Annotated in this window: 21 protein-coding genes and 1 pseudogene; 2 read left to right on the top strand and 20 right to left on the bottom strand. The window is 63.5% G+C overall.

Annotation, left to right across the window (positions count from 1 at the left end; translation table 11 throughout):
* Window positions 1-156: 156 nt before the first annotated feature.
* From JW805_15230 to JW805_15180, 11 genes are all read right to left on the bottom strand, one after another.
* Window positions 157-1,674, bottom strand: coding sequence for an acyl--CoA ligase (locus JW805_15230; GenBank protein ID MBN2973361.1), 1,518 nt, complete (start codon window positions 1,672-1,674; stop codon window positions 157-159).
* Window positions 1,671-2,852 carry an aromatic ring-hydroxylating dioxygenase subunit alpha gene (locus JW805_15225; protein ID MBN2973360.1) on the bottom strand — a complete coding sequence of 394 codons (1,182 nt, stop codon included), beginning with the start codon at window positions 2,850-2,852 and terminating at the stop codon, window positions 1,671-1,673. The genes JW805_15230 and JW805_15225 overlap by 4 nt, the downstream gene beginning before the upstream one ends.
* A 13-nt stretch (window positions 2,853-2,865) precedes the next feature.
* A complete protein-coding gene (locus JW805_15220; protein MBN2973359.1) occupies window positions 2,866-4,032 on the bottom strand; it encodes a hypothetical protein in 1,167 nt (388 codons plus the stop codon).
* A complete protein-coding gene (locus tag JW805_15215; protein MBN2973358.1) occupies window positions 4,029-4,463 on the bottom strand; it encodes an OB-fold domain-containing protein in 435 nt (144 codons plus the stop codon). The genes JW805_15220 and JW805_15215 overlap by 4 nt, the downstream gene beginning before the upstream one ends.
* Window positions 4,464-4,565: 102 nt before the next feature.
* Entirely contained in the window at window positions 4,566-6,002 is a 1,437-nt protein-coding gene (locus tag JW805_15210) for an NAD-dependent succinate-semialdehyde dehydrogenase (GenBank protein MBN2973357.1), read from the bottom strand.
* 22 nt (window positions 6,003-6,024) lie between these two features.
* Window positions 6,025-6,672 (bottom strand): CoA transferase subunit B, encoded by a 648-nt coding sequence (locus JW805_15205; protein MBN2973356.1) that lies wholly within the window; start codon window positions 6,670-6,672, stop codon window positions 6,025-6,027.
* Window positions 6,669-7,382, bottom strand: a complete 714-nt coding sequence (locus JW805_15200; protein ID MBN2973355.1) for a CoA transferase subunit A — start codon at window positions 7,380-7,382, stop codon at window positions 6,669-6,671. The genes JW805_15205 and JW805_15200 overlap by 4 nt, the downstream gene beginning before the upstream one ends.
* Window positions 7,379-8,932 (bottom strand): MFS transporter, encoded by a 1,554-nt coding sequence (locus JW805_15195; protein ID MBN2973354.1) that lies wholly within the window; start codon window positions 8,930-8,932, stop codon window positions 7,379-7,381. Before JW805_15195 ends, JW805_15200 begins: the two co-directional genes overlap by 4 nt.
* Entirely contained in the window at window positions 8,929-9,120 is a 192-nt protein-coding gene (locus tag JW805_15190) for a 2-hydroxymuconate tautomerase family protein (GenBank protein MBN2973353.1), read from the bottom strand. Before JW805_15190 ends, JW805_15195 begins: the two co-directional genes overlap by 4 nt.
* A gap of 25 nt (window positions 9,121-9,145) precedes the next feature.
* Window positions 9,146-10,498, bottom strand: coding sequence for an aldehyde dehydrogenase (locus JW805_15185; GenBank protein MBN2973352.1), 1,353 nt, complete (start codon window positions 10,496-10,498; stop codon window positions 9,146-9,148).
* Window positions 10,499-10,688: 190 nt separating this feature from the next.
* A complete protein-coding gene (locus tag JW805_15180) occupies window positions 10,689-12,083 on the bottom strand; it encodes a cytochrome P450 (GenBank protein MBN2973351.1) in 1,395 nt (464 codons plus the stop codon).
* A 147-nt stretch (window positions 12,084-12,230) separates the two neighbouring features.
* Here JW805_15180 and JW805_15175 point away from each other — a divergent pair, with 147 nt between their 5' ends.
* The gene (locus JW805_15175) at window positions 12,231-12,983 is read left to right on the top strand and encodes an IclR family transcriptional regulator (protein ID MBN2973350.1); all 753 of its coding nucleotides are present in this window, start codon (window positions 12,231-12,233) and stop codon (window positions 12,981-12,983) included.
* Window positions 12,984-13,014: 31 nt separating this feature from the next.
* Here the strand turns inward: JW805_15175 and JW805_15170 are convergent, their stop codons facing one another.
* From JW805_15170 to JW805_15140, 7 genes are read right to left on the bottom strand one after another with little or no spacing between them, the layout of a single operon-like run.
* Window positions 13,015-13,797, bottom strand: a complete 783-nt coding sequence (locus tag JW805_15170; GenBank protein ID MBN2973349.1) for an SDR family NAD(P)-dependent oxidoreductase — start codon at window positions 13,795-13,797, stop codon at window positions 13,015-13,017.
* A gap of 11 nt (window positions 13,798-13,808) precedes the next feature.
* Window positions 13,809-15,062, bottom strand: coding sequence for an acetyl-CoA C-acetyltransferase (locus JW805_15165; protein ID MBN2973348.1), 1,254 nt, complete (start codon window positions 15,060-15,062; stop codon window positions 13,809-13,811).
* On the bottom strand, window positions 15,059-16,300 hold the full coding sequence (locus tag JW805_15160; GenBank protein MBN2973347.1) for an FAD-dependent oxidoreductase: 1,242 nt from the start codon (window positions 16,298-16,300) through the stop codon (window positions 15,059-15,061). The genes JW805_15165 and JW805_15160 overlap by 4 nt, the downstream gene beginning before the upstream one ends.
* Window positions 16,297-17,484, bottom strand: coding sequence for an acyl-CoA dehydrogenase family protein (locus tag JW805_15155; GenBank protein MBN2973346.1), 1,188 nt, complete (start codon window positions 17,482-17,484; stop codon window positions 16,297-16,299). Before JW805_15155 ends, JW805_15160 begins: the two co-directional genes overlap by 4 nt.
* Entirely contained in the window at window positions 17,454-18,224 is a 771-nt protein-coding gene (locus tag JW805_15150; GenBank protein MBN2973345.1) for an SDR family NAD(P)-dependent oxidoreductase, read from the bottom strand. Before JW805_15150 ends, JW805_15155 begins: the two co-directional genes overlap by 31 nt.
* Window positions 18,221-19,069, bottom strand: coding sequence for an alpha/beta fold hydrolase (locus JW805_15145; GenBank protein MBN2973344.1), 849 nt, complete (start codon window positions 19,067-19,069; stop codon window positions 18,221-18,223). The genes JW805_15150 and JW805_15145 overlap by 4 nt, the downstream gene beginning before the upstream one ends.
* Window positions 19,066-20,112 carry a phosphotransferase family protein gene (locus JW805_15140; GenBank protein ID MBN2973343.1) on the bottom strand — a complete coding sequence of 349 codons (1,047 nt, stop codon included), beginning with the start codon at window positions 20,110-20,112 and terminating at the stop codon, window positions 19,066-19,068. Before JW805_15140 ends, JW805_15145 begins: the two co-directional genes overlap by 4 nt.
* Window positions 20,113-20,490: 378 nt before the next feature.
* On the opposite strand from JW805_15140, the pseudogene JW805_15135 reads away from it, so the two are divergent.
* Window positions 20,491-21,025: pseudogene (locus JW805_15135) on the top strand (transposase).
* 102 nt (window positions 21,026-21,127) lie between these two features.
* On the opposite strand, the gene JW805_15130 reads toward JW805_15135, so the two are convergent.
* Window positions 21,128-21,885, bottom strand: a protein-coding gene (locus tag JW805_15130) for an IS5 family transposase (GenBank protein MBN2973342.1) whose coding sequence is annotated in 2 segments (ribosomal slippage) — window positions 21,128-21,564 and window positions 21,564-21,885 — 759 coding nt in all. Because the reading frame shifts where the segments join, the coding sequence is not laid out codon by codon here.
* A 60-nt stretch (window positions 21,886-21,945) separates the two neighbouring features.
* Complete coding sequence (locus tag JW805_15125; protein MBN2973341.1) at window positions 21,946-22,578, bottom strand: hypothetical protein; 633 nt, start codon at window positions 22,576-22,578, stop codon at window positions 21,946-21,948.

Below are 22,578 nucleotides of genomic sequence, written 5' to 3'. Positions count from 1 at the left end.
ATCCTCCCCAACGGCGAGTACTCGCCATTTTTTTGCGCCGGACACTTTTAGAGCCCCGTCACGCGCCGGTGCGGCACCGGATTGAATAGGAGTGTCAACAACGACAGCACGTGTCAACTAACTTGAAATGATATTCTCTATAGAGAATTACACGGACTAGTCGATGCGGCTTGGTCGCCGTGCAGGATCCGCAAAGAGCGCCTTCAGCGTCCGTCGGTCGAGCTTTTGATTTGCAAGCCGGGGCAGCGGCGCGCGATCGACCAAGACATAGCGCGGCAGCTTGAATGCGGCGAGCTTGCCACGACAGCGCTCGATCACGTGACCCGGTTCGATCTCGGCGCTGACACACAGTGACGCGAACGGGACTTCGCCGAATTTGTCGTCGCCGACGGCGAACACCGCCGCTTCGATCACACCGTCTATTTCGACCAAGACGGCCTCGATTTCCGTCGGGGAGATATTGAAACCGCCGGATTTGATGATCTCCTTCGACCGATCGACAAAGCGGAAATATCCATCCTCATCGACCGCGCCGACATCGCCGGTATGCAGCCAGCCATCTATGATGGTGGCCGCCGTCGCTTCTGGATCTCGCCAGTAGCCAGCCATCATGCCGGGACCGCGAAGCAGGATGTCGCCGGGCTCGCCTGGTGCGCAGTCGCCGCCATCGGGGCGCACGATCCGGAAGCGAGTGAAAGTAAGGCCGCGTCCGCAGCTGTCCGGCGCGACGAGCGCTTCCTCCTCGCTCGCAATCAGCGATCCGCCGCCCATCTCCGTCATGCCGTATAGCCCGCGAACGACAACTCCCTTGGCGCGCCAGGCCGCAGCCGTCGCAGGATTGAGCGTAGCTCCGCCGCATCGCGCGAAACGGAGTGCTGACAGATCGGCTGCGGCAAAATCAGGAAGCTTGGCAATCTGGTCGAAGATCATCGGCGCGCCGATGAAGAAGGTCACGCGTGCATCGCGCAGCGTCGCAAGCGTTTCGTCGGCACGATATTTCTTAGTAACGTATAACGTCGCGCCGAGCGTAGCGGTGAATAATATGCCCCACGGCAGGCCCGGCGAGGAATGCAGCCCGAGCGGCATAAGCGCCCGCGTGTCGGGCCCTAGCCTGGTATCGAGCAGCATCATCTCGAGAAATTTCGCGAGGTAATTGCCGTGCGTCATCATCGCGCCCTTGGGGCGCGCGGTCGATCCGCTGGTGAAGATCACCATCGCCACCGCATCGGACGACGTACGCACCTCGCGCCAACCGAGTGGTGGGCCATCGCGAAAGGTTTCCAGCGCTTCAAGTGCAATCACCGGCACGTCGCAGCGTGTCTGAGCGACGATCGCACGGCGGGCGTCGTCAGCCATGACCACGCGCGGTTCTGTAAAGCCGATCAGATAGTCGACCTCGTCGGCGACGTAGCGATCGTTAACCGGGACGATGATCCCGCCGCATTTCAGGATCGCAAAAGCGGCGGCCATCCAAGCCAGCGAATTGCCCCCCGCGAGCGCGACGGTGTCGCCTGCCTGCACGCCCCTGTCCTGTAAATGCGCGGCGACACCGTCGCTCCATCGGGCCAGTTCGCCATAGCGTACTACGTCACCGTCAACCGATCCGAACACCTTGTCGGGATCGCGCCGCGCGCCGTACGCAAGCCCGTCGTGCAGCAGCCCGTTGTGCGTCATAGCCGCGCTTCGAGCTGCTCGTAATACATCGGGATCGTATTCTCCATGCCGCCGTAGGTCACGACGTCGAGAGCGCCTGAGGCAAGACCGGCATGGCTAATCTCGGCCGCACGGAAATCCTCGTTTCCGAAAACGTGGAGGACGAGTTCGTATGAGCGTCGGTAGAGGTCGGCGACCTTTTCGTTGGGTGCCTCGCCCGGCACAAGATTGAAATATTCGACGATCGTCTCGCCCGGCGCCTTGGGCATCAACGTCATGAAGCTCATGTAATAGGGACTGGTGATGAGCACCGCGTTCGGAAAGATCTGATAGGCGTGCGTGACGGTCTTGTGGATGTTCTCACCCGGCAAGTCGAGCATCTCGGGCTTGTAGCGGATCTTGCCGGCGATCTTACGCTGGTGCGGGCCGAATTGGTCAATCACGCGCGTGACGTCACCGAATAATTCACCGATCGAACCGGCGTGAAGTCGCGGCACATGGTAGCTCTCCATGAACGGCTCGAGCACCAGTTTCCAGTTGGCCTTCACATGGAAAGTCTTGCGCCCGTACAGCGTCATACCGGGAATCCCGAGGGCGTTCAGATCGTCCTCGAGCTCGGGCATCAACGCAGAAAAATCTGGTTCCGCGTGACGGTTGAGCGACACCCAGACGATCCCGCCGTGTTCGCGACAGGCGAGTTCGGTCAATGCGTAGTCGGCCTTGTCGATCGCTTCGAAGGCGTCGCCGCGCGCGACCGCCAACAGCCGCCCGTCAAGCCCGTAGGTCCAGGCATGATACGGGCATGTCAGGCGCGCCATCTTGTGATGAGCGCAATCCTCGACCAGCTTTGATCCTTTGTGTTTGCAGGCGTTCAGAAAGGCCCGGACCTTGCCATCCTTAGCCCGCGCAACGATCAGCGGCAGACCATAGCCCTCGTGCCCGATCACCGATCCTGGTTCCGGCAGCGCCGCCGATAAAGTTACGGGCACCGCCAACTTACGGAAAATGCTCGCCTGTTCTTGATCAAAGCGCGCTTGGTCGAGGAAAATCGACACCGGACGTGTCTCCGTCAGGACCGGCGGCGGGACGGTATTGTATTCCGGTATCGCCCTGATGGCGGCGATCTGGCTGGCGTTCAGCGTCTCCAGCGTTGCCACCTTGCGCGGCGGCGGGCTCTGGGTATCGGTCGTCTTTTCCATTACGCCTGCTCCGTCACAATGTCTCGAAAGCGCCGAACAGCCCGGTGCTCGTCATCGAATCGCCTGGGCCGCCCGCCATCATCGACAGCTTCGCGCCCGGCACCTGATTGGTCGACGTGCCGCGGATCTGGCGCACCGCCTCCACCATAGAGCCCATGCCGTGGATGAAGCCGTCAGCGATGTTACCGCCGGAGGTGTTGATCGGCAGCGAGCCCGACGGCGCGATCAGGTTGTCGAAAGTAACGAAGTCGCCTGCCGTCTGAGCCGTGCAGAACCCGTGATCGATAATCGACTGCACCGCCATTCCGGTGAAATTTTCGTAGATCTGTGCGACGTCGACGTCCGCTGGGCCGTAACCACTCTCGGCCCACATCCGCTTCGCCAGCCCGATCATGCCTACCGAGGTGTAGGGTTCGTGATTGTCCTCGCGCGAGCCGCCGTCGGCACCTGCCCCCATCGGCACGGACAAAACGTAGGCGGGTTTCTGCTTCAGGTCCCGCGCGCGATCGGCAGAGACGAGGATCAGCGCCGCTGCGCCATCGTTTTCCCGCGAACAGTCGAACAGATGATACGGCTCTGAAATGAAGCGAGACCCGGCATATTGCTCATGGGTCAGCATCCGACCGTGGCCAACAGCACCGGAATTGTTCTGCGCATGATAATAGCTGACGCGCGCGATCGTCTCGAGCGTTTCAGCGGGTACGCCGTCGACCTCGATCATGCGCCGCGAGCGCATTGCCGAGCGCTGCATCACCATGTCGATACCGTTGACGAGAAATTGCGCGGGGGTGTCGTTTTGCGTGACCGCAACGCGTAGGCGCTGGTTCGATCCCTCCGCCATTGCGCGATAGACCGCGACGACGTCGGCCTGACCCGCGTGGATCGCCGCCGCGGCAATGCCGACCGCCGCCGGGATGCCGCCGCCGTGCGTCCATGCGAGCGCCCCGAAGCGCAACTCGCGTGTGCCGAGCCCCGGGACCAGCTTCTGCCCGGTGTTATGCTCCGAGCCGTAGGAGACGAAGCCGTCGACATCGCGTGGGTCGATCCCCGCATCGTCGCACGCCGAGACGATCGCGCGTAATGCAAGCTTCATCTCGGCGTCCGGCGAGGTGCCGCGTTTGTAATATGGCGTCTGTCCGATCCCGACGATCGCCGCGCTGCCGCGCATCGAGCGAGTCATGCCGCGTCGCTTTCGATCGACCAGACGACACTGCCATAGCCTTTCGCCTTGTCGCTCGGCGGCAGTATTCGGCCTCGCACCTGGGCGCCGATCTTCAACGCAGTCTCGTCGCCCTCCAGCACCCCAGCCACTCGTGCACCGCCCGCCTGCGGCAATTCGACTAGCAGCGTAACGTACGGAAGGTCCGCCTGCCGCTCGGCGAGCGCCTCGGACACGGCATGATTGCGCGTCCAGGTGTAGATGGTACCGATCGGCTCGACCGGCTCCCAGTCGATGTCCCACGATCCGCATTTGCCGCATCGGAAATTTGCCGGCCACATCCAGCTCTTGCAATGGCGACACCGCGAGATGCGGAATTCGCCGCGCTCTATTGCCAGCCAATATTCCTCATCGGCACCGATGCCGCCGCGTATCCGCTGGACTGCGCTCACAGGACCTCTCCAACCGCTTCTAAACGCGACACTGGCTCCGTCATCCCGCGTCCCAGCGGCCGTGTCAAGAAATGAGAATAATATTCTCCATTCAGAATTTCTCTACATCGAGTGAACCGTTTTCGTTACTAGATGCGCGGCGATACCTTCTGGGCCGTCTTCTGACCCGTAACCGCTGTCCTTCATTCCTCCGAAGGGAGAGTCGGCCCAGCTCAGGCGGACGTTGTTGATGCCGATCATGCCAGCCTCGATCGATTCCATCAGGACGTTCTGTCGACGGGCGTTCTCCGTAAAGCAGTAGGCGGCGAGACCGAACGGCAGCCGATTCGCATTCTCGATCGCCTCCTCGATCGTTGCGAACGGCGTCAGCAGCGCCAGCGGCCCGAACGGCTCTTCGTTCATCGCGCGCGCGATCGTCGGCACATCGGCCAGCACGGTCGGCGTAAAGAAGAACCCGCCGTCCGCGCCTTGCACATCGCCGCCGGCCAACACGCGGGCTCCCGCGGCGCGGGCGTCATCGACCATGGCAGCGATCGCCTCCGGGCGGCGCGGATTGGCCATCGGTCCCATCTGAGTACCGCTTTCCAGACCGTGCCCGATCTTCAGCGCGCGAGCGCGTTCGGCGAAGCCGGCCGCGAACCGGTCGTAAATACCGTCCTGCACGTAGAAGCGAGTGGGCGCGATACAGACCTGGCCCGCATTGCGAAACTTGTTCGCGACCAGCAGATCGAGCGTCTTGTCGAGATCACAGTCGTCGAACACCAGCACGGGGCCGTGCCCGCCCAGTTCCATCGTCGTCCGCATCATCGTGTCGGCGGCGAGGCGCATGAGCTGCTTGCCGACCGGCACCGATCCGGTGAAGCTCAGCTTGCGGGTGACCGGCGACGCCAGAAGATGGCGGGATACCATATCCGGCACGCCGAACACGCACTGCGCGACGTCGCCGGGGAGCCCTGCGTCCTGAAGGCAGCGAAATACCTCGATCGCGGAGCCGGCGGTTTCCTCGCTGGGCTTCAGGATGATCGAGCAACCGCTGGCAATCGCCGGTCCAAGCTTACGGATCGGATTGAGCGCTGGAAAATTCCATGCGCAGAACGCCGCCACCGGTCCCACCGGCTGCTGCAGTACCATCGACCGAGTGCCGAGCGGACGCTGGAGAACGCGGCCATAGATGCGCTGCGCCTCGCCTGCATGAAATTCCCACAGCGTTGCGGCTAGGCCGATCTCGCCTAGCGCCTCCGCCTTGGGCTTACCCTGTTCGAGCGTCGCGATGGTGGCGATGCGGTCGGCGCGCTCTCGCAGCAGCGTCGCGGCCTTCATAAGGACCGCAGCGCGCTGTTCGGGGGGCGTGACACGCCACGCTCGGAAACCGCGCTCGGCGGCGTCGAGCGCGTCGTCGAGATCCTGCGCTGTGGCGAGTGGCAGTTCCGCGTGCGGCTTGCCGCTCGACGGATCGAGCAGGACGTGGGTGTCGCGCCCGCCACCGCGGCGCCATTCGCCTGCTATATAAAGCCCTAGGGAGGCGTCGTACTGGGTCATGTTCGTCTCCGGATATGTCTGGTCAAGCCGTCAGGGCGACCGTAAATTCCGCTTCGGTCGCGGCGGTGACCGCGTCGATCGCGACCTCGGGCGCCAGTTCGATCAGCGTGAGGCGAGCGGCCTGCGCATCGCACGCGAAGACGGCGAGGTCTGTAATCACGAGGTCGACCACCCCCGCTCCCGTCAATGGCAGCGTGCAGCGTCTTAATAGTTTGGGCGAGCCATCCTTCGACACGTGCTCCATCACGACGACGATGCGCTTCACACCCGCGACCAGATCCATCGCGCCGCCCATCCCCTTCAGCATTTTGCCGGGGATCGTCCAGTTGGCGATGTCGCCGTTCTGCGCGACCTGCATCGCGCCCAAAACCGTCAGGTCGATGTGCCCGCCGCGCACCATTGCGAAGCTGTCCGCAGACGAGAAGAAGCTGGTCGTCGGGAGTTCGGTGACGGTCTGCTTGCCAGCGTTGATGAGATCGGGATCGGCCTCACCCTTCAGCGGAAACGGCCCGATGCCGAGCATGCCGTTTTCGGAATGGAAGGTGACATCGAAGCCGGCCGGCACATGGTTGGCGACGAGCGTCGGGATGCCGATACCGAGGTTCACATAGGCGCCGTCGGTCAACTCGCGCGCCGCGCGCGCCGCCATCTGGTCACGGGTCCAGCTCATTTATTCACCTCCGGATCGCGCTCGGTCAGGCGCTCGATCCGCTTCTCGTTGATCGTCGCGAGAACGATATGATCAACGTAGATACCAGGCGTGTGGACGAAATCGGCCGCGAGTGCGCCGGGCTCGACGATCTCCTCCACCTCCGCAACGGTGATCGTCGCCGCGGTTGCCATCATCGGGTTGAAGTTGCGCGCGGTCTTCCTGAAAATCAGGTTGCCCGCCGGATCGGCCCTCCACGCCTTCACGATCGCCAGGTCGGCGCGCAGCCAACGTTCACGAACGTACAGCTCGCCATCGAATTCCTCGACCGGTTTCCCTTCCGCAACGACGGTGCCGACGCCGGTCCTTGTATAAAAGGCCGGTATTCCGCTCCCGCCTGCGCGGATGCGTTCGGCAAGCGTACCTTGCGGGTTGAGTTCAAGCTCCAGTTCGCCAGACAGGTACAGGCGCTCGAAAAGCTTGTTCTCTCCAACATAGGACGAGATCATTTTGCGCACCTGACCGCCGTTCAACCAGTGCCACAATCCAAACCCGTCGGCGCCGGCGTTGTTCGATATGACGGTTAAGTCGCGCACGCCCGACATGCGCACGATATCGATCAGGCTTTCGGGGTTGCCGGACAGTCCAAAGCCGCCCGACATGATCGTCATGCCGTCGCGCAAAATGCCGTCGAGCGCGGCAGTCGGACTGGAGCGGATCTTGGACCTCATATCGCCTCCCCCGCCCGGCGCGCGCGCTCGACGACGCTGGCCTCGGCGCGCGGGAGGTTGAAATAGAGCAGAATCAAGCAGGTCGTCGAAACCGGCAACACCGCCATCAACGACAGCACACCCGTCGACAGGCTGCCGGTCAGTGCCGAGATGCGGCCGACACTGTACGGGCCCAGCGCCAGCCCGATCATCGTGATCGACAGAAAGAAGGTCGCAGTCGCAAGCCCGCGCATACGCGGCAACACCAGATCCTGCGTCGTCGCACCCGACGCCCCCAGGCCGATGCTTGCAAGCCCGACCATCGGTAAATGAAGCACATAGAACAGCATTAGGCTGTCGGTGGTGAAGCTGATCGTCAGCGGCACGAAGGGGATCGTAGCACCGGCGATGACGACCAGCACACGCCCCGCCGGGTTAGTCTTGCGCAGATGGTCCGCCATTCGCCCGCCGGCCATCAACCCCAAGAACCCTCCCGCGGCGCCCGCACCGCCGATGATGAGACCGGCAGTCGACTTCTCTGCACCCAGCACGCCTTCGGCATAAGGCAGCGACCAGAAAATCACCGCATAATTCACGAACGACGTCAGTCCATGCCCGATAGCGAGCAGCAAGAAGGAGGGCGTTTTCCAGATTAGCGCGAATGCCGGATAGTCGCGCGTCCTGAGTGCGGATACCCAACTGAACACCGCATAGACGCCGGTAGCGACGGCGACCCACTGCAGAATATTGCCTGTCCAAGCGATCAGCGCCCACGCGATTACGGCAATCGCGGCGCCGCCGGCAATGTTGGCGACCAGGGCACCCGCCCCCCGCCGCGCCGCGCCGATCAGCGTGAGCGGCGGCAGCATCGTCACCAGTTCCTCGCCGAACGCCCGGAAAGGATGCGGCGACGGCGGCGCGACGAGATCGTCGGACAGGCCGCGCACCGGTTCCTTCAGCGTCGCAACCAACACCGCAAGCAGCAGCCCCGGCACGCCAACGATCATGAAGGTCGCCTGCCAACCAACGATCCCGTGCCAACCATCGGGAAAGGCCGCGTTCCAGCGCTTTAGCACTTCGGCGCCGATGAACAGCGACAGCCCGGCGCCGACATACATGCCCGCCGAGTAGGTCGCGAGAGCGGTCGCGCGCTTTTCACGGGGAAAATAGTCGGACAGGATCGAATAGGCGCAGGGACTGGCTGTCGCCTCGCCAATTCCGACGCCGATCCGTGCCGCAGTCAACTGTATCCCGTTACGCGCGAAGCCCGACACCATCGTCATCGCCGACCACAAGGCGAGACCGAGTGTGGTCAGCCGCACGCGGTTCCAGCTGTCCGCCAGCCGCCCCATAGGAATACCGAACAGCGCGTAGAAAACGCCGAAGGCGGTTCCGTACAGAAATCCCAGATCGGCGTCGCTGAGACCGAGATCGCGCTTCAGGTCGAGTGCCAAGACGCTGACGATCTGGCGGTCGATGAAGTTGAGCGCATAGACGACGGCGAACACGCCGAGCACATAGCTGCGGTAGGCCGGGCTCGGGGGATCGTTGATGACCTCGCCGAACCTCACGTTGCGCGGTCTTTCATCGATACGCCCGCCACGCCCCAGTGCGCCGCCGGGATTTCGTTCAGCAGAACCCGCACCGCCTGCGGCGGCTGGTCGAGGCTCTCGGCGATCGCGTCGGTGATCTTCGCGATCAGCGCGCGCTTCTGACTTTCGGACGCACCTTCGACCAGCGTTATCTGGGCTAACGGCATCGCAAATCTCCTAAAGAGCGCGCGATCATGCGAATTCGACCCAGATCGCTTTGGTCTTCAAATATTTCTCGAAGCCTGCGCGCCCCATGTCCTTGCCCAGGCCCGAGCGCTTGTAGCCGCCGAACGGTGCGGTGAAGTCAGTGCGGCGCCCCCAGTCGTTGATCCACACGGTTCCGCTCTCGATCGCGCGCGCGGCTTCGAACGCGCGATTGATGTCTCGGGTGTGCACCGACGCCGTCAGACCGTAGTCGGCGTGGTTGGCGAGCGCGACGCCTTCGTCGGGATCGTCGAATTCCTGCACCGCTAGGACGGGCCCGAATATCTCTTCCCGCAGCGCGCGGCTGTCGCTCGGCAGGCCGCGCAGGATGGTAGGGGCATAGAACGCGCCATCGGGATGCTCGACCGGCGCCGCCCCGCACAGCGCGGTCGCTCCGTCGGCGATCCCGGCGCGGACGATGTCGTCGATCCGCTTCGCCTGCTTCGCGTTGATGATCGGCGGCATCGTCGTCGCCTCATCCCACGTCGCCCCGACGCGAAAGTCGCGCATCACCCTTGCGACCGCGTCAAGCAATTCGTCGGCGATCCCGCGCTGCACGATCAGCCGCGATCCCGCGAAGCAAACCTGACCAGAATTGTAGGTGATCCCGCGCGCGATCATCCTCGCTAGCCGATCGATCTCGCCGGCATCATCGAACACGAGCTGCGGCCCCTTGCCGCCGAGCTCCAGGCTGACCGGCTTCAGTCCCGTCATCGCCGCATCTGCCATGATGCGCGCGCCTGTCGCGCTTGATCCAGTGAAAGTTACGTAATCGACGCCGGGATGGCTAACGAGCGCCGCCCCCACCGACGCGTCCCCCTGTACGACGTTGAACAGGCCCAGAGGCAACCCTGCCTCGACTGCGAGCTCGGCAATCCGCGCCGCACTGAACGGAGTCATCTCGGATGGCTTCAGGACGACCGCGTTGCCGGCAGCGAGCGCCGGCGCGAACTTCCACGCGGCTAAGATCATCGGAAAATTCCACGGCGAAATCGCCGCGACCACGCCGTGCGGCTCGTGAACCGTCAGAGAAAGCGAATTGCGCGGTGTCGGCGTGACGCTGCCGTCCACTTTGTCAGCGTATTCGGCGAAGTACCGCAGCACGCCCGAGACCACCTTCACGTCGCGAGCCATCGCCTCCGAATAGATGCGGGCGGAAACTAGCGATTCCAAACGGCAGAGCTCTTCGGCATTTGCATCGACCAAATCGGCGAAGCGCGTGAGCACGGCGGCACGTTCGCGTGGTCCCGCCCGCCCCCAGCCGCTTTCGGACCAAGCGGCGCGCGCAGTCGTCACGGCCAGGTCGACCTGCGCGTCGGACGCCCAGGTCATGGAACGCATCGTTTCGTGATCCGATGGACTGACGACCTCCGCTGAGCGCTCGCCCGGCACGCGGCCGCCAATGATCTGCTCGCCAATTACATTCACTGCTGCCGGGTCAAAAAACATTGGAAACCCCAAAACGGATATTCCGCTAAAAGAATATCATTCTGAATAGCGAAGTCGCGGCTCCGCGTGATGCAGGTGATGATCAGGTCTCAGGCGCTGCCCGCCACGTGATCGGTAGCGTTTCGAGCGCCATCACGATGCCGGCACGAAACTTTGGCACGAAGCCGTCCGCAAGTTCGAAGCGCGGGATGCGGCGCAGAAACTCACCGATGAAGATGCGCATCTCCGCCTTGGCGAGATAGTGACCGAGACAAAGATGCGGACCGGTCGAGAAGCTGATGTGTTGGCGACGCTGGCGATCGATGTCGAAACTTTCCGGATCCGGGTTACGCCTATCGTCGAGCCCGGCTAGCGTCATCGGGGCAACGATCATTTCGCCCGCTCGCAGCTGAGCCCCGCCAAGCTCGATGTCGTTTCGAATCTCGCGCACACCGTTGGTCACCGGGAAACGGCGCATCGCCTCGTCAACGAATTTAGGGATCGCTGCCGGATCGGCGATCAGGCGGTCCTGGATCTCCGGATGCTGTGCCAGAAAGTGAAAGGCGAAGGTGAGCGCATTGGCGACGGTGTCCAGACCCGCCACGAAGAGCAGAAAGCCGATCGACAGGAGCTCGTCCATCGTCAGCTTCCGCCCGTCGATCTCTTCGGCGACGAGCCGGCTGAACAGGTCGTCGCGCGGCTTCTCCATACGCGCTCGGAACACCGTCTCGAGTTCGAAAAAAATCTGCCGCTGCAGTTCGATACGACGCTCTTTGGTGATGTGACTGAAAAATTCCGTTACGATCTCGCGGAACTCCACGTAGCGATCGAGAGGCAAACCGGCCAGTTCCATGAAGATCGTGACCGGATAGAGCGCGCCAAGCTGCTCGGCGAAGTCGCACGTCCCCGCATCATAGACCTTGTCGATCAGCCGCGTCGCCCAGTCATGCATTTGCGTTTCGAGATCGGCGACCATTCGCGGTGTGAAATGCCGCATGAGCATCTTGCGGTACGGCGTATGCTCGGGGGGATCGAGGTTGATCGGAATGGCGACGAACGGGCTGCGCGTTTTCGGAACTTCGAGTTCGCGATTCGAAAAATTGTTGGTGTCCTTGATGACCGTCTCGATCAGGTCGTAGCGGGTCACCATCCAATGGCCGCCGTTGCGCGGCGTGAAAAAAATCTCTGGCGCTTCGAGCTGCAAAGCGCGGTAGCCGGTGTGGACATCCTTTAGCAGTCGGGGATCGCTGTAGATATCGAAGGTGTGAACCTGCTCGGGGCGCACGTGCGACGGAATGTCGACTTCGGCCGTGCTGGAAGTGTGCATGCGATCCATCCTCTCGCCGGATCGGATCGTTTGCAGCTTGCCAGCGCCACAGGCTTGCTGGCCACCATAACGTCCGCTCTCGATTTTTTCCGTCTCGACCGGCCCACCAGGTCCGATCAGGAGACAAACGTCACATGCCTGACGAACCGTGTCAACAATAGAGAATGACATTCCGACATGAGAAAGATGGTGTATGTATCGGCTTCCCCCGCGCCCGCACGCGCGCTGCCGCGCACCGGGCTGACGAGCACGGCAAAGCAGGCCGCTGGCGAGGCCGCCCTAATTGACCGAACCTGCTCCAGCCAATAGCGATGCCGCATGGGCAATCCGGACGATAGCAATGTCAAGCTCGTGGGAGCGGTCGTACAGGCGGTCAAGCTGCTTCACGCGCTCGAGGTCAGCGACAAACCGATGGGCGTCAGCGCATTGGCGCGGGAGACCAAGATCAACCCATCGACAGCATTCAACATCCTGCGGACGTTGGTAGTCGAGAAGCTGGTTAACTTCGATGAGCCGTCAAAGACCTATGCGCTTGGCGGCGGACTGCTCACGCTGTCTCGCAAGCTTCTGGGACACAGCTTGGTCGCCGAGATCAGGCCCGAACTCAATCGTCTCGCAACCGAGACATCGTGCCTGGTCGGGATATGGCAGGCGACACCCGACCGCATGATCCTGATCGAACGGGCGGTATCGGATCAGCCGATGCGGCTCGACATGCCGGTGAAACAGCGCCTGCCGATCATGATGGGCGCTGTCGGTCGCGCAATGGCGGCATATCTCAAGATGACCGATCCCCAGCTTCGCGCGGCGTTCAGGAAACTGAGGTGGGAGGGCCCGATCAGCGCCGACGACTATGTCGAACAGGTTCGCACGGCGCGCGAGACGGGGTACGGCATCGATCGCGGAACGCTGTATCCCGGCATCGTGTCGATCGGCGTCATCATATCGGGCGGCGACGGACGCCCGCTTTATGGGCTGACCGCCAGCGACTTCGAAGCGCGGTTCGACGACGATCGGATCGCCGACGTCAGCGCGCGCATGACGAGCCTAGCGAAGCTGTTTTCCATCTGACCGCGCTTGCGGTCGCGTCGCGCGCTTTGGGTTAGCGAGGCGCCATGCGGATCGCGCCGTCGAGGCGGACGCGCTCACCGTTGAAATATCCGTTCTCGATCATCGTCACCGCCAGATGCGCGAACTCGGCCGGATCGCCCAGCCGCTTGGGGAACGGCACGGTTGCCGACAGGGCGTCGACGACCTTGTCGCCCATCCCGAGCATCAGCGGGGTCGCGAAGATGCCCGGCAGGATGGTGTTGACGCGAATGCCCTCGCTCATCAGGTCGCGCGCGATCGGCAGCGTCATGCCGGCGACGCCGCCCTTCGACGCCGAATAGGCCGCCTGTCCCATCTGACCATCCTCTGCTGCGACGCTTGCCGTCATGACGATGGCGCCGCGCTCACCATCCTTGCCAGGTGAAAGCGTCAGCATCCCCGCCGCGGATTTCGCGACGCAGCGGAACGTGCCGAGCAGGTTGATCTGGATGATCCGCTCGAACGCGTCGAGCGGGAAGTGCTTGATGCTCCCGTCTTCCTTCGCGCGGCTGGCAGTCTTGATCGCGTTGCCGGTGCCAGCGCAGCACACCAGCACCGCCTCTTGCCCGTGCGCCGCGCGCGCCTTGGCGAAGCCCGCGTCAACGCTGTCGTCCGATGTCACGTCTACTTCGCAGAACACGCCGCCGATCTCGGCTGCCAGCGCCGCGCCTTTTTCCGCTTGCAAGTCGAAGATTGCGACCTTTGCGCCCTTGGCCGCCAACGCCCGCGCGGTCGCTGCGCCCAGGCCCGATGCGGCGCCGGTCACCACCGCGGCGATGTCGTTCGAAATGTTCATGTGCCAGCCCTTCAAACTCGTTCGATGATGATCGCAGGCGCCATGCCGCCCGCTGCGCACATGGTCACAAGGCCGTAGCGCCCGCCGGTACGTTCAAGCTCATCGAGCACCGTTCCGATCAGGATCGCGCCCGTCGCACCGATCGGATGACCAAGGGCGATCGATCCGCCATTCACATTCACCTTAGACCGATCGAGCTCGAGATCGCGAATGAACTTCTCGGCGACGACCGCAAAGGCCTCGTTGATCTCCCACAGGTCGATGTCGTCCTTGGTCAACCCGGCCTTCGCCAGCACTTTCCGGGCCGCCGGCACAGGGGCGTTGAGCATCAGCGTGGGATCATCGCCAATATTCGCGGTCGCGACGATCCGTGCGCGCGGCTTCAGGCCATGCTGCGCCGCATAGTCGGGCGACGCCAGCAATAGCGCTGCGGCTCCATCGACCACGCCTGACGAGTTGCCGGCGTGATGGACCGGCCGGATATCGACGTCGGGATACCGCCGGTTGATTTGCTGGCGGAACGTCGTGCCGCTGTCGTCGAATGCCCAGTCGGCGAGGCCGGCGAACGCGGGCTTTAATTGCGCCAAACCTTCCGACGTGGTCTCGGGTCGCGGATATTCGTCGCGGTCGAGCACGACCGTCCCGTCGTCGTTGATCACCGGCACGACCGACTTCTCGAACCTTCCTTCGGCGATCGCGCGCGCAGCCTTGCGCTGGCTGTCGAGCCCGAATGCGTCGAGGTCCTCACGACTGATGCCCTCGATCGATGCGATCGCATCGCCGCACACGCCCTGGTGCGACTGCGGGTGCGCGGCATCGAGGCGGGCATTATGCGATCCCATCAGCGTCGCCGGCTTGCCCTCGGCCATGTCCTCGGCGGCGACCGCACCGGTGTAGCTCATCATTTCGGTCCCGCCGGCGATGACCAGGTCTTCCATCCCGCTCATGATCTGCGCCGCCGCCAGGGCGACCGAAGTGATGCCGCCGCCGCAGAAGCGATCGAGCGTCACCCCCGATGCCTTGATATCGTAGCCCGCATCGAGCGCCGCCATCCGCCCGAGATCGCCGCCCTGTAAGCCACGCTGCGTCGAGGTCGACCAGATGATGTCGTCAACGTCCGCCGTGTCGATCGCATTGCGCTCCGCTATCGCCCGCAGCACAGTCGCCGCCAGATGCTGTGGATGCATATGGGCAAGCGCGCCCTTGCCGGCCTTGCCGATGCCGCGTGGCGTACGGACGGCATCGATGATCAGGGCATCGGTCATGGTTGAGATCCTTGTTCCTGGGCTAACGTCTTTAGCGGCACGGTCAAATCGGCCAGCGCCGCCGGATCGGCGCGCACCCGACCTTCGACCAGCTTGCGTCCCTGGACATAGTCCTTGACCGCGTTGACGCAGTCGAGCGCGATCACTGCCCCGTCCTTGAGATAGACGACCGCGAAGCTGCCGGTCTGCGGATCGCCGCGGACCACCGCGACGTCATGCCCGGACGACAGCCCGACCGTCTGGAGTTTGAGGTCATACTGGTTCGACCAGAACCACGGCACGACGTCATAGTCGATCGCATGGCCGACGATCGCGCGAGCGGCCACCGTCGCCTGATCGTTGGCATTCTGCACCGACTCCAGCCGGATCGCCGCCCCGTCGGCGAAGCGGTTGGCGTGGAGCGCGCAATCGCCGATCGCGAAGACATGCGGCAGGGTCGTGCGACACTGCGCGTCGACGCGTACGCCGTTTCCGCCCTCTGCACCCGCCGCCAGCAACGGGTCGACTGCGGGCACGATGCCGACACCCACGACGACCAGATCGGCCGCGATGACTTCACCGCCGACCAGTCGCACGCCCTCGACGCGCCCGGAGCCGAGCAGACATTCGACCATCGTTCCGACGCGGACATCGACACCGTGCGCGCAGTGCGTGCCTTCGAAGAAGTCCGACAACGCGGCCCCCGCCACACGTGACAGCACGCGGTCGAGTGCCTCGAGCAGCACGACCGACTTGCCAGCCTTCGCCATGACCGCCGCGGCTTCGAGACCGATATACCCGCCGCCGATCACCGCCACGCGCTCGACACCGGGCAGTTCGCTGCGCATGCGATCGGCATCGGCTCGGGTGCGGACGGTGTGCACGCCCGCCAGATCATGGCCGTCGCAGGTCAACCGACGCGGCTCGCCGCCGGTCGCCCACACGAGATCGCCGAATCCGATGATATCGCCGGCATCGGTTCGAACCGTGCGGGCGTCAGGATCGACCGTGGTAACCCGAGTTCCGAGCTGGAACACGATATCACGGTCGCGCCAGAAGCCGGGCGGGCGGATCAGCATCCGGTCGAACGGCTTGTCGCCCTGCAGATACTCCTTCGACAGTGGCGGTCGTTCGTAAGGCAGCTCGTTCTCGGCCCCGATGACGTGGACGGATCCCAAGAAACCTTGTTGCCGTAGGGTGATCGCGCAGGCCGCGCCGGCGTGGCCCGCACCAACGATCACGACATCGCCCGTCGTCATGCCTGCGCCGCTTTCCAGTCGCGCTTGATCTTCTTCGCAAGGCTCCATTTGTGAACTTCGGTCGGTCCGTCGTAGATGCGAAACGCGCGGACCTCGCGAAACACCTGCTCGACGATCGTGTCGCCGCTGACCCCCGTACCGCCCATCACCTGGACACACCGGTCGGCGATCCGCATCAACGCCTCGGACACCGCAACCTTCGCCATAGAGCTTTCCGCGGTGCCCAGCGATCCGCCATCGAGCACGCCGGCACACCAGTCGATCACCAGTTCGGCCTGTTTCAGATCGATCAGGTTCTCGGCCAGCATGAAACCGACGCCCTCGTGATCGACCAGCGGCTTGCCGAACGCGTGGCGGCGGTTCGCATAGTCGACTGCGATCTCGTTCGCCCGTGTGCAGGCGCCCAGCCACCGCATGCAGTGCGTCAGGCGTGCCGGGGCGAGCCGCACCTGCGCAAGCTTGAACCCATCGCCAGGCTCGCCAAGCATCTGGTCGGCAGGCACACGCAGCCCGTCGATCGCAACGATCGCGTGACCGCCGGGCATCGAGCTGTCGATCGTGTCGAGCACGCGTTCGATCCGGATCGCGGGATCGGGCAGGTCGACCAGGAACAGGCAGGCGCCTTCGTCGGCCTTCGCCATCACGATTCCGACGCGCGCTCCGTCCGCACCCGTGATGAAAGCCTTGTGCCCGTCGATCCGCCAGTGGTTGCCGTCGCGCATGGCCGTCGTCTGCATCATCGAAGGGTCGCTGCCCGCGCCGCCCTCGACAGCCGGTTCGGTCATGAAGAACGCCGATCGCGCCTCACCGGCGATCAGTGGCGCGAGGAAGCGTGCCTTCTGCTCATCGGTTGCGCGCGCGCCGAGCAGATACATGTTGCCCTCGTCTGGCGCCGCGACGTTGACCGCGACGGGCCCGAGCGGCGAGAGCCCGGCCTTGCGAAGCACGATCGCCACTTCACGGTGATGCAAATGCTCTCCGCCAGGCAAGATATGCGGCGTGAGTACGCCCGCCGTTCGTGCAAGCCCGCGCAACTCGGCCACCAGATCTTCGGAGGGTCCGTGCGCGCCGCAGCGTGGATCGCGCTCGAACGGTGCCACCGTATTGCGCACGAAGGCCTCGACCCGGCCTGCGATCTCCTCGGCACGCGCGCTCACAGCGTCTGACCGTCGTCGATGGTGAATACGGAGCCGGTCACTTCAGCGCTCGCGTCCGATGCCAGATAGAGCAGCATCGGATCGAGCGCCGCTGCCGACATAATGCGGCGACGTGGAAAGCGCGCCAGCAGTTTCTGGCCCATCGGCAACTCCCACATGTCATCGGTCAACTCAGTCATCATATAGCCCGGCGCGAGGACGTTGACGTTGATCCCTTTTCCGGCCCAATCGTTTGCCAGCGCACGACCCATCTGATTCACAGCCGCCTTCGACGCGGCGTAGGCGGCTGTGCCTGTCGGTACCCAGGCGCCGGTTATCGACGAGACCAGCACGATCCGCCCGCGACCGTGCTCGCTCGAACCGGCCGCCACCATCCGCCGCGCGCCCTCACGCGCAGTCAGGAATACGCCCCGCACGTTCACCGACAACAGTCGGTCGAGCGCATCAACGTCCAGGCCGAGCGCGCTGCCAGGGGCGTTCATCCCGGCATTTGCGATCACCGTGTCGACCGGGCCGAAGGCAGCGGCTGCCGCATCGAACGCCGCGATCACCGATGTCTCGTCAGCGACGTCCATCGCCACCGCCCGCGCACGGCCACCGGCGGCTAGGATCTCCGCCTCCAACTCGGCGAGCATGTCCGCGCGGCGCGCTGCGACCACGACCGCAGCGCCACCCTGCGCCAGGATAGTCGCGAAGCGCCGACCGATACCCGACGATGCCCCGGTGACCAGCGCAACCCGTCCGCTGCAATCGAATGGCGCGGTCATAGAGCGACCCGTGCTAGCGGTGGCATGTGCTTCTCCAGATAAGCGCGAACGGCGGTATTGAACGCGTCGTTACGGTCGCCCGCAACCATGTGGCCAGCGCCTGCTACATTGAAGACTTCGAGCGACGGCAGCATCTCCCGAAACGCCGCAACGCTCGCGTCGCTTACAACATCGCTGCGCAGACCCCGCACCAGCAGCGTCCGTAGATCTGCCACTTCGGCAAGCCTGCGGCTCGATGCCGCAAGCACCGATCGCATTGTCGCTTTTTCGTCGCCGAGGATCGCCGGATCCCAATGCCAGTGAAGTCGGCCATCGTCTCGTAGGCGCAGGTTGCGGCGCAGCCCTTCGGGATCGCGGGGTCGCGGGCGCTCGGGATTATACGCCGCGACGGCATCGGCCGCCTCGTCGAGTGAGGCGAAGCCGTCGGGCGCCGAAAGCATGAAGCGCCGGATGCGTTCGATCCCGGCGCGCTCGGCATTGGGAACGACGTCGACAAGCACTAACGCTTGTGGGCGCAGGCCAAGCGCGACCGCATGGATCGCGGTCGCACCGCCCAACGAGGCACCGATCAGAGCATAAACGGGCGCGTCACCAAGGATAGCGCGCAAATCCTCGGCTCTGGCATCGAGGGTGTAGCAGCCGTCCGATGCCCAGGCGCTCTCGCCATGCCCCCGCGCATCGAAATTGAGCACATGATAGCCGTTTGCCGCAAGCTGCTCCGCGGCCCCCGACCAGCTATACCGCGTCTGCCCGCCTCCGTGCAGCAGGACGACCACTGGCGCGGTCTCCGGTCCCAACCGGTCGAGCGCGAGTTCACCATCGCGCGTCTGGACACGCTCGGTCACGCGGGCATTCCGGCACGAACACCCTGTTCATGAGCGAGGCGAGCAATCGTTGGAAGTTGCTCGACCAGGCGACCCGCCTCCGCCGACGAAGCGTTACCGCGCAGCATTCGACCCTTGATGCCGTGAATGATCGCTGCGAAGCGGAACAGGTTATAACAAAGGTAGAAATCAAGATCGGCGACGCCTTTGCGCCCGGTACGCTCGCTATAGCGCTCCACATAACTAGCTTCTGTCGGAAGCCTCGCTGCCGAGATATCGACACCGAGCAGGCCGCCAGGAAAGCTCGGTAGCAACCGATACATCATGAGATGGTAGGCGAAATCCGCGATCGGATGCCCCAGCGTCGATAGTTCCCAGTCGATTACCGCGACAATCTCGGGCCGGTCAGGCGCAAAAATCAGATTATCAACGCGAAAATCGCCGTGGACGATCGCGGTTTCTTCATCTTTAGGCACCGCCGTCGGCAACCATGCGGCAAGCGCTTCGAGTTCCGGCACCCGCCCGGCGCCGCCATCCGCGCGATACTGCGCCGACCAGCGGGCGATCTGGCGCTCGACATATCGGTCAGGCCGACCATAGTCACCGAGACCCACGTCCCCCGGTCGGATCGCGTGCAACCGCGCGAGCGTGGCGTTCATCGCATCGAAGAGCAACGGCCGCTCGCTCGGCGACGCCGCCGCAAAGGACGACTCCCAAAACATCCGCCCCTCCACGAGCGCCATTACGTAGAACGGCGATCCTACGACGCCCGCATCTTCGCAGGTGGCAATGATGCGCGGCACTGGAAATCCTGCCGCGTACAACGCGCTCTGCACCCGAGCTTCGCGTTCTACGGCGTGCGCACCCCTGAGCAGCGCGCCTTGCGGCTTCCGACGTAAGACATAGCGTCCGCCGGCGGCATGCAGTGCAAACGTTGGATTAGACTGGCCACCTGCGAATCGTTCGACGGATTCAACGTCCCCGACCTCCGGCGCCTGAAGGTTCAGCCACGCAGACAGACGCCTCTGGTCGAAAAACGGCGATGAGATTGCTTTTTCGCTCATACCAGGCCCGGTTCGTCCTCCCCCCATCCGAACGCTTTCGCATATCGGAAAGTTTTTTTCTATAGAGAATATAAGCTGTGGCCGGAGCGCGTATTTTCTGTCGCGCTGGCATCGTCAAAGCTAATGCGCTGGCCGTAAAATGGTGCGGATATCTAGAATGACCGCTACGCGTTGCTACGAAATCGGCTATTATGAATGAAAAGCAGGTCCCTGGTCACACCACCCCAAGGCGGCCACACCAGTTTCCACCCAGAACGGTCATCGGGCGTTGCGGCAGCAGATGGCTGGCAGACCCGGCTCGATACAAGCGGTATGACGTGACCCCCGTTTCTTCATCCACCTGGAACTAGAGACCGGCCCCTCGAAGGGACGGACGGAATGAAGCGGAAGCAGTTTTCGGAAGAGCAGATCATCGGCATCCTGAAGGAGGCCGAGGCGGGTGCGTGGTGACGGAGCTGTGCCGCAAGCACGGCATGTCGAGCGCGACTTACTATGCATGGAAGGCGAAGTTCGGCGGCCTGGAGGTATCTGACGCGAAGTGCCTGCGGTCGCTCGAAGAGGAGAACGCGCGGCTCAAGCGGCTGCTTGCGGACACGATGCTCGACAATGCGGGGTTGAAAGACCTGCTGTCAAAAAAGTGGAGACGCCCGCCGCGAAGCGGCAAGCGGTCGCTCATCTCCAGGCGACACTCGGGATGAGCGAGCGGCGGGCGTGTGCTGTCGTCGTGGCGGACCGCACGAGCATGCGGTATCGGTCTTGCCGGACGGATGATAGCGACCTGCGGTCGCGTTTGCGTGAGTTGGCGCAGCAGCGCCGGCGGTTTGGCTACCGACGGCTGCACATCCTGCTGCGCCGAGACGGCATTACGATCAACCGCAAGAAGACCCAGCGGCTCTACCGTGAGGAAGGGCTGGGCGCTGGTGTCACGGGGACCGAACCTCGGCGACTGCCTGCGGAGGGTTTCAACCCGCACAGGCAGTCGATGTACGCGCGAATTAGGGTCAGGACTCATTGGTCATAGCCAGAAGATGACGGTGGCCGCGAGGGCGACGGCAGAGAAGAAGACGGTTGGGCAGCGGTCGTAGCGAGTTGCGACGCGGCGCCAATCCTTCAGACGGCCGAACATGATCTCGATGCGGCTGCGGCGCCGGTAGCGGCGCTTGTCGTATCTGACCGGCTCGTTGCGCGATCTGCGGCCCGGGATGCAGGGCTGGATGCCTTTGGCTTCCAGGGCGTCTCTGAACCAATCGGCATCATAACCACGGTCGCCAAGCAGCCACTGTGCTTTCGGCAGATCGTCGAGCAAGGCTGCCGCGCCGGTGTAGTCGCTGACCTGCCCGGCGGTCATGAAGAAGCTCAAGGGCCGCCCGTCCGCATCGCTGACGGCGTGCAGTTTGGTGTTCATGCCGCCTTTCGTGCGGCCGATCAGACGGCCGAGATCCCCTTTTTTACCCGCAGACTCGATGCCGTGCGGTGTGCCTTCAGGTAGGTCGCGTCGATCATGACGGTCTTCGGCACGGCCTCCGCTGCCGCGAGACCTTCCATCATTCGCAGGAAAATACCCCTCTCGCTCCACCGCTTCCAGCGATTGTAGAGCGTCTTGTGCGGCCCATAGTCCTTCGGTGCATCACACCAGCGTAGCCCGTTGCGATTGACGAAAATGATGCCGCTGAGCACCCGCCGATCATCGACCCGAGGCTTGCCATGGCTCTTGGGAAAGAACGGTTGCAGACGCGCCATCTGCTCATCCGTCAGCCAGTACAGGTCGCTCATCCACTCTCTCCTCACGGAGCCTGAATCAGATCGCGCCTCCCACATCAATGGGTCCTGACCCTAAGCAGTAGACAGCGTTGCCAGCGCCTGGCGTACACGTTGCCAGTCCGACGCAAAGGAACGGTGCATTACAGCAGGTGTATCTTCGAACATTGGATGGACAGCGCTGTATCCGGACAAGTGATGGGTCAGAACGGGCGTTACGATGTGAAGGTGCGGTGCGCGATTCGATCGAATGTCCGAAGGCATGTGCTGCACAATCAGGCTGCTGAGCGCCTTCGGCTGTAGGCACAGCGCCACGTACATGTAGGCGGCGTGCATCATAGCATGACGGGGCAGCGACGGCGGAAAGCGCAACGTCTGCACCACGGCGAGGAGGTTCTGACCAGGCCGTACCGCTGCGTCATAGCTTTCGAAGAACACCCGGGCGCCGCAAACATCAGCCACGCCATCGGCCAGAAGCAGCCGATGGTCGGCGGCGGTGACCGCCCACTCTGGTCCCGCAGCCTTGATATCAGCTGCGGAGGGCTTCCGGGGCTGTAACTTCGCGCGGGCAAGGTCGGCAGTGCGATGACTGCCGCCCTTGCCATCGCCCGACCAAAGCAGGGCGAAGCCGAAATCCGAGTCCGGTCCGACTCGTGCTGGGTCGTCGAACACCATGCTCATCGCGTTCGCAGGGCTGATCCAATCCAT

Source organism: Roseomonas aeriglobus, from assembly GCA_016937575.1.
Taxonomy (GTDB): Bacteria; Pseudomonadota; Alphaproteobacteria; order Sphingomonadales; family Sphingomonadaceae; genus Sphingomonas; species Sphingomonas aerigloba.
Note: the sequence above shows the minus strand (reverse complement) of the source record. Positions and strands in the feature narration are given on the sequence as shown.

Coding starts and splice junctions, on each gene's coding strand:
- JW805_15230 (MBN2973361.1), bottom strand. CDS start 1,674: ATGACGCACAACGGGCTGCTGCACGACGGGCTTGCGTACGGCGCGCGG.
- JW805_15225 (MBN2973360.1), bottom strand. CDS start 2,852: ATGGAAAAGACGACCGATACCCAGAGCCCGCCGCCGCGCAAGGTGGCA.
- JW805_15220 (MBN2973359.1), bottom strand. CDS start 4,032: ATGACTCGCTCGATGCGCGGCAGCGCGGCGATCGTCGGGATCGGACAG.
- JW805_15210 (MBN2973357.1), bottom strand. CDS start 6,002: ATGACCCAGTACGACGCCTCCCTAGGGCTTTATATAGCAGGCGAATGG.
- JW805_15205 (MBN2973356.1), bottom strand. CDS start 6,672: ATGAGCTGGACCCGTGACCAGATGGCGGCGCGCGCGGCGCGCGAGTTG.
- JW805_15200 (MBN2973355.1), bottom strand. CDS start 7,382: ATGAGGTCCAAGATCCGCTCCAGTCCGACTGCCGCGCTCGACGGCATT.
- JW805_15190 (MBN2973353.1), bottom strand. CDS start 9,120: ATGCCGTTAGCCCAGATAACGCTGGTCGAAGGTGCGTCCGAAAGTCAG.
- JW805_15185 (MBN2973352.1), bottom strand. CDS start 10,498: ATGCGTTCCATGACCTGGGCGTCCGACGCGCAGGTCGACCTGGCCGTG.
- JW805_15180 (MBN2973351.1), bottom strand. CDS start 12,083: ATGTCATTCTCTATTGTTGACACGGTTCGTCAGGCATGTGACGTTTGT.
- JW805_15175 (MBN2973350.1), top strand. CDS start 12,231: ATGGGCAATCCGGACGATAGCAATGTCAAGCTCGTGGGAGCGGTCGTA.
- JW805_15170 (MBN2973349.1), bottom strand. CDS start 13,797: ATGAACATTTCGAACGACATCGCCGCGGTGGTGACCGGCGCCGCATCG.
- JW805_15165 (MBN2973348.1), bottom strand. CDS start 15,062: ATGACCGATGCCCTGATCATCGATGCCGTCCGTACGCCACGCGGCATC.
- JW805_15160 (MBN2973347.1), bottom strand. CDS start 16,300: ATGACGACGGGCGATGTCGTGATCGTTGGTGCGGGCCACGCCGGCGCG.
- JW805_15150 (MBN2973345.1), bottom strand. CDS start 18,224: ATGACCGCGCCATTCGATTGCAGCGGACGGGTTGCGCTGGTCACCGGG.
- JW805_15140 (MBN2973343.1), bottom strand. CDS start 20,112: ATGAGCGAAAAAGCAATCTCATCGCCGTTTTTCGACCAGAGGCGTCTG.
- JW805_15125 (MBN2973341.1), bottom strand. CDS start 22,578: ATGGATTGGATCAGCCCTGCGAACGCGATGAGCATGGTGTTCGACGAC.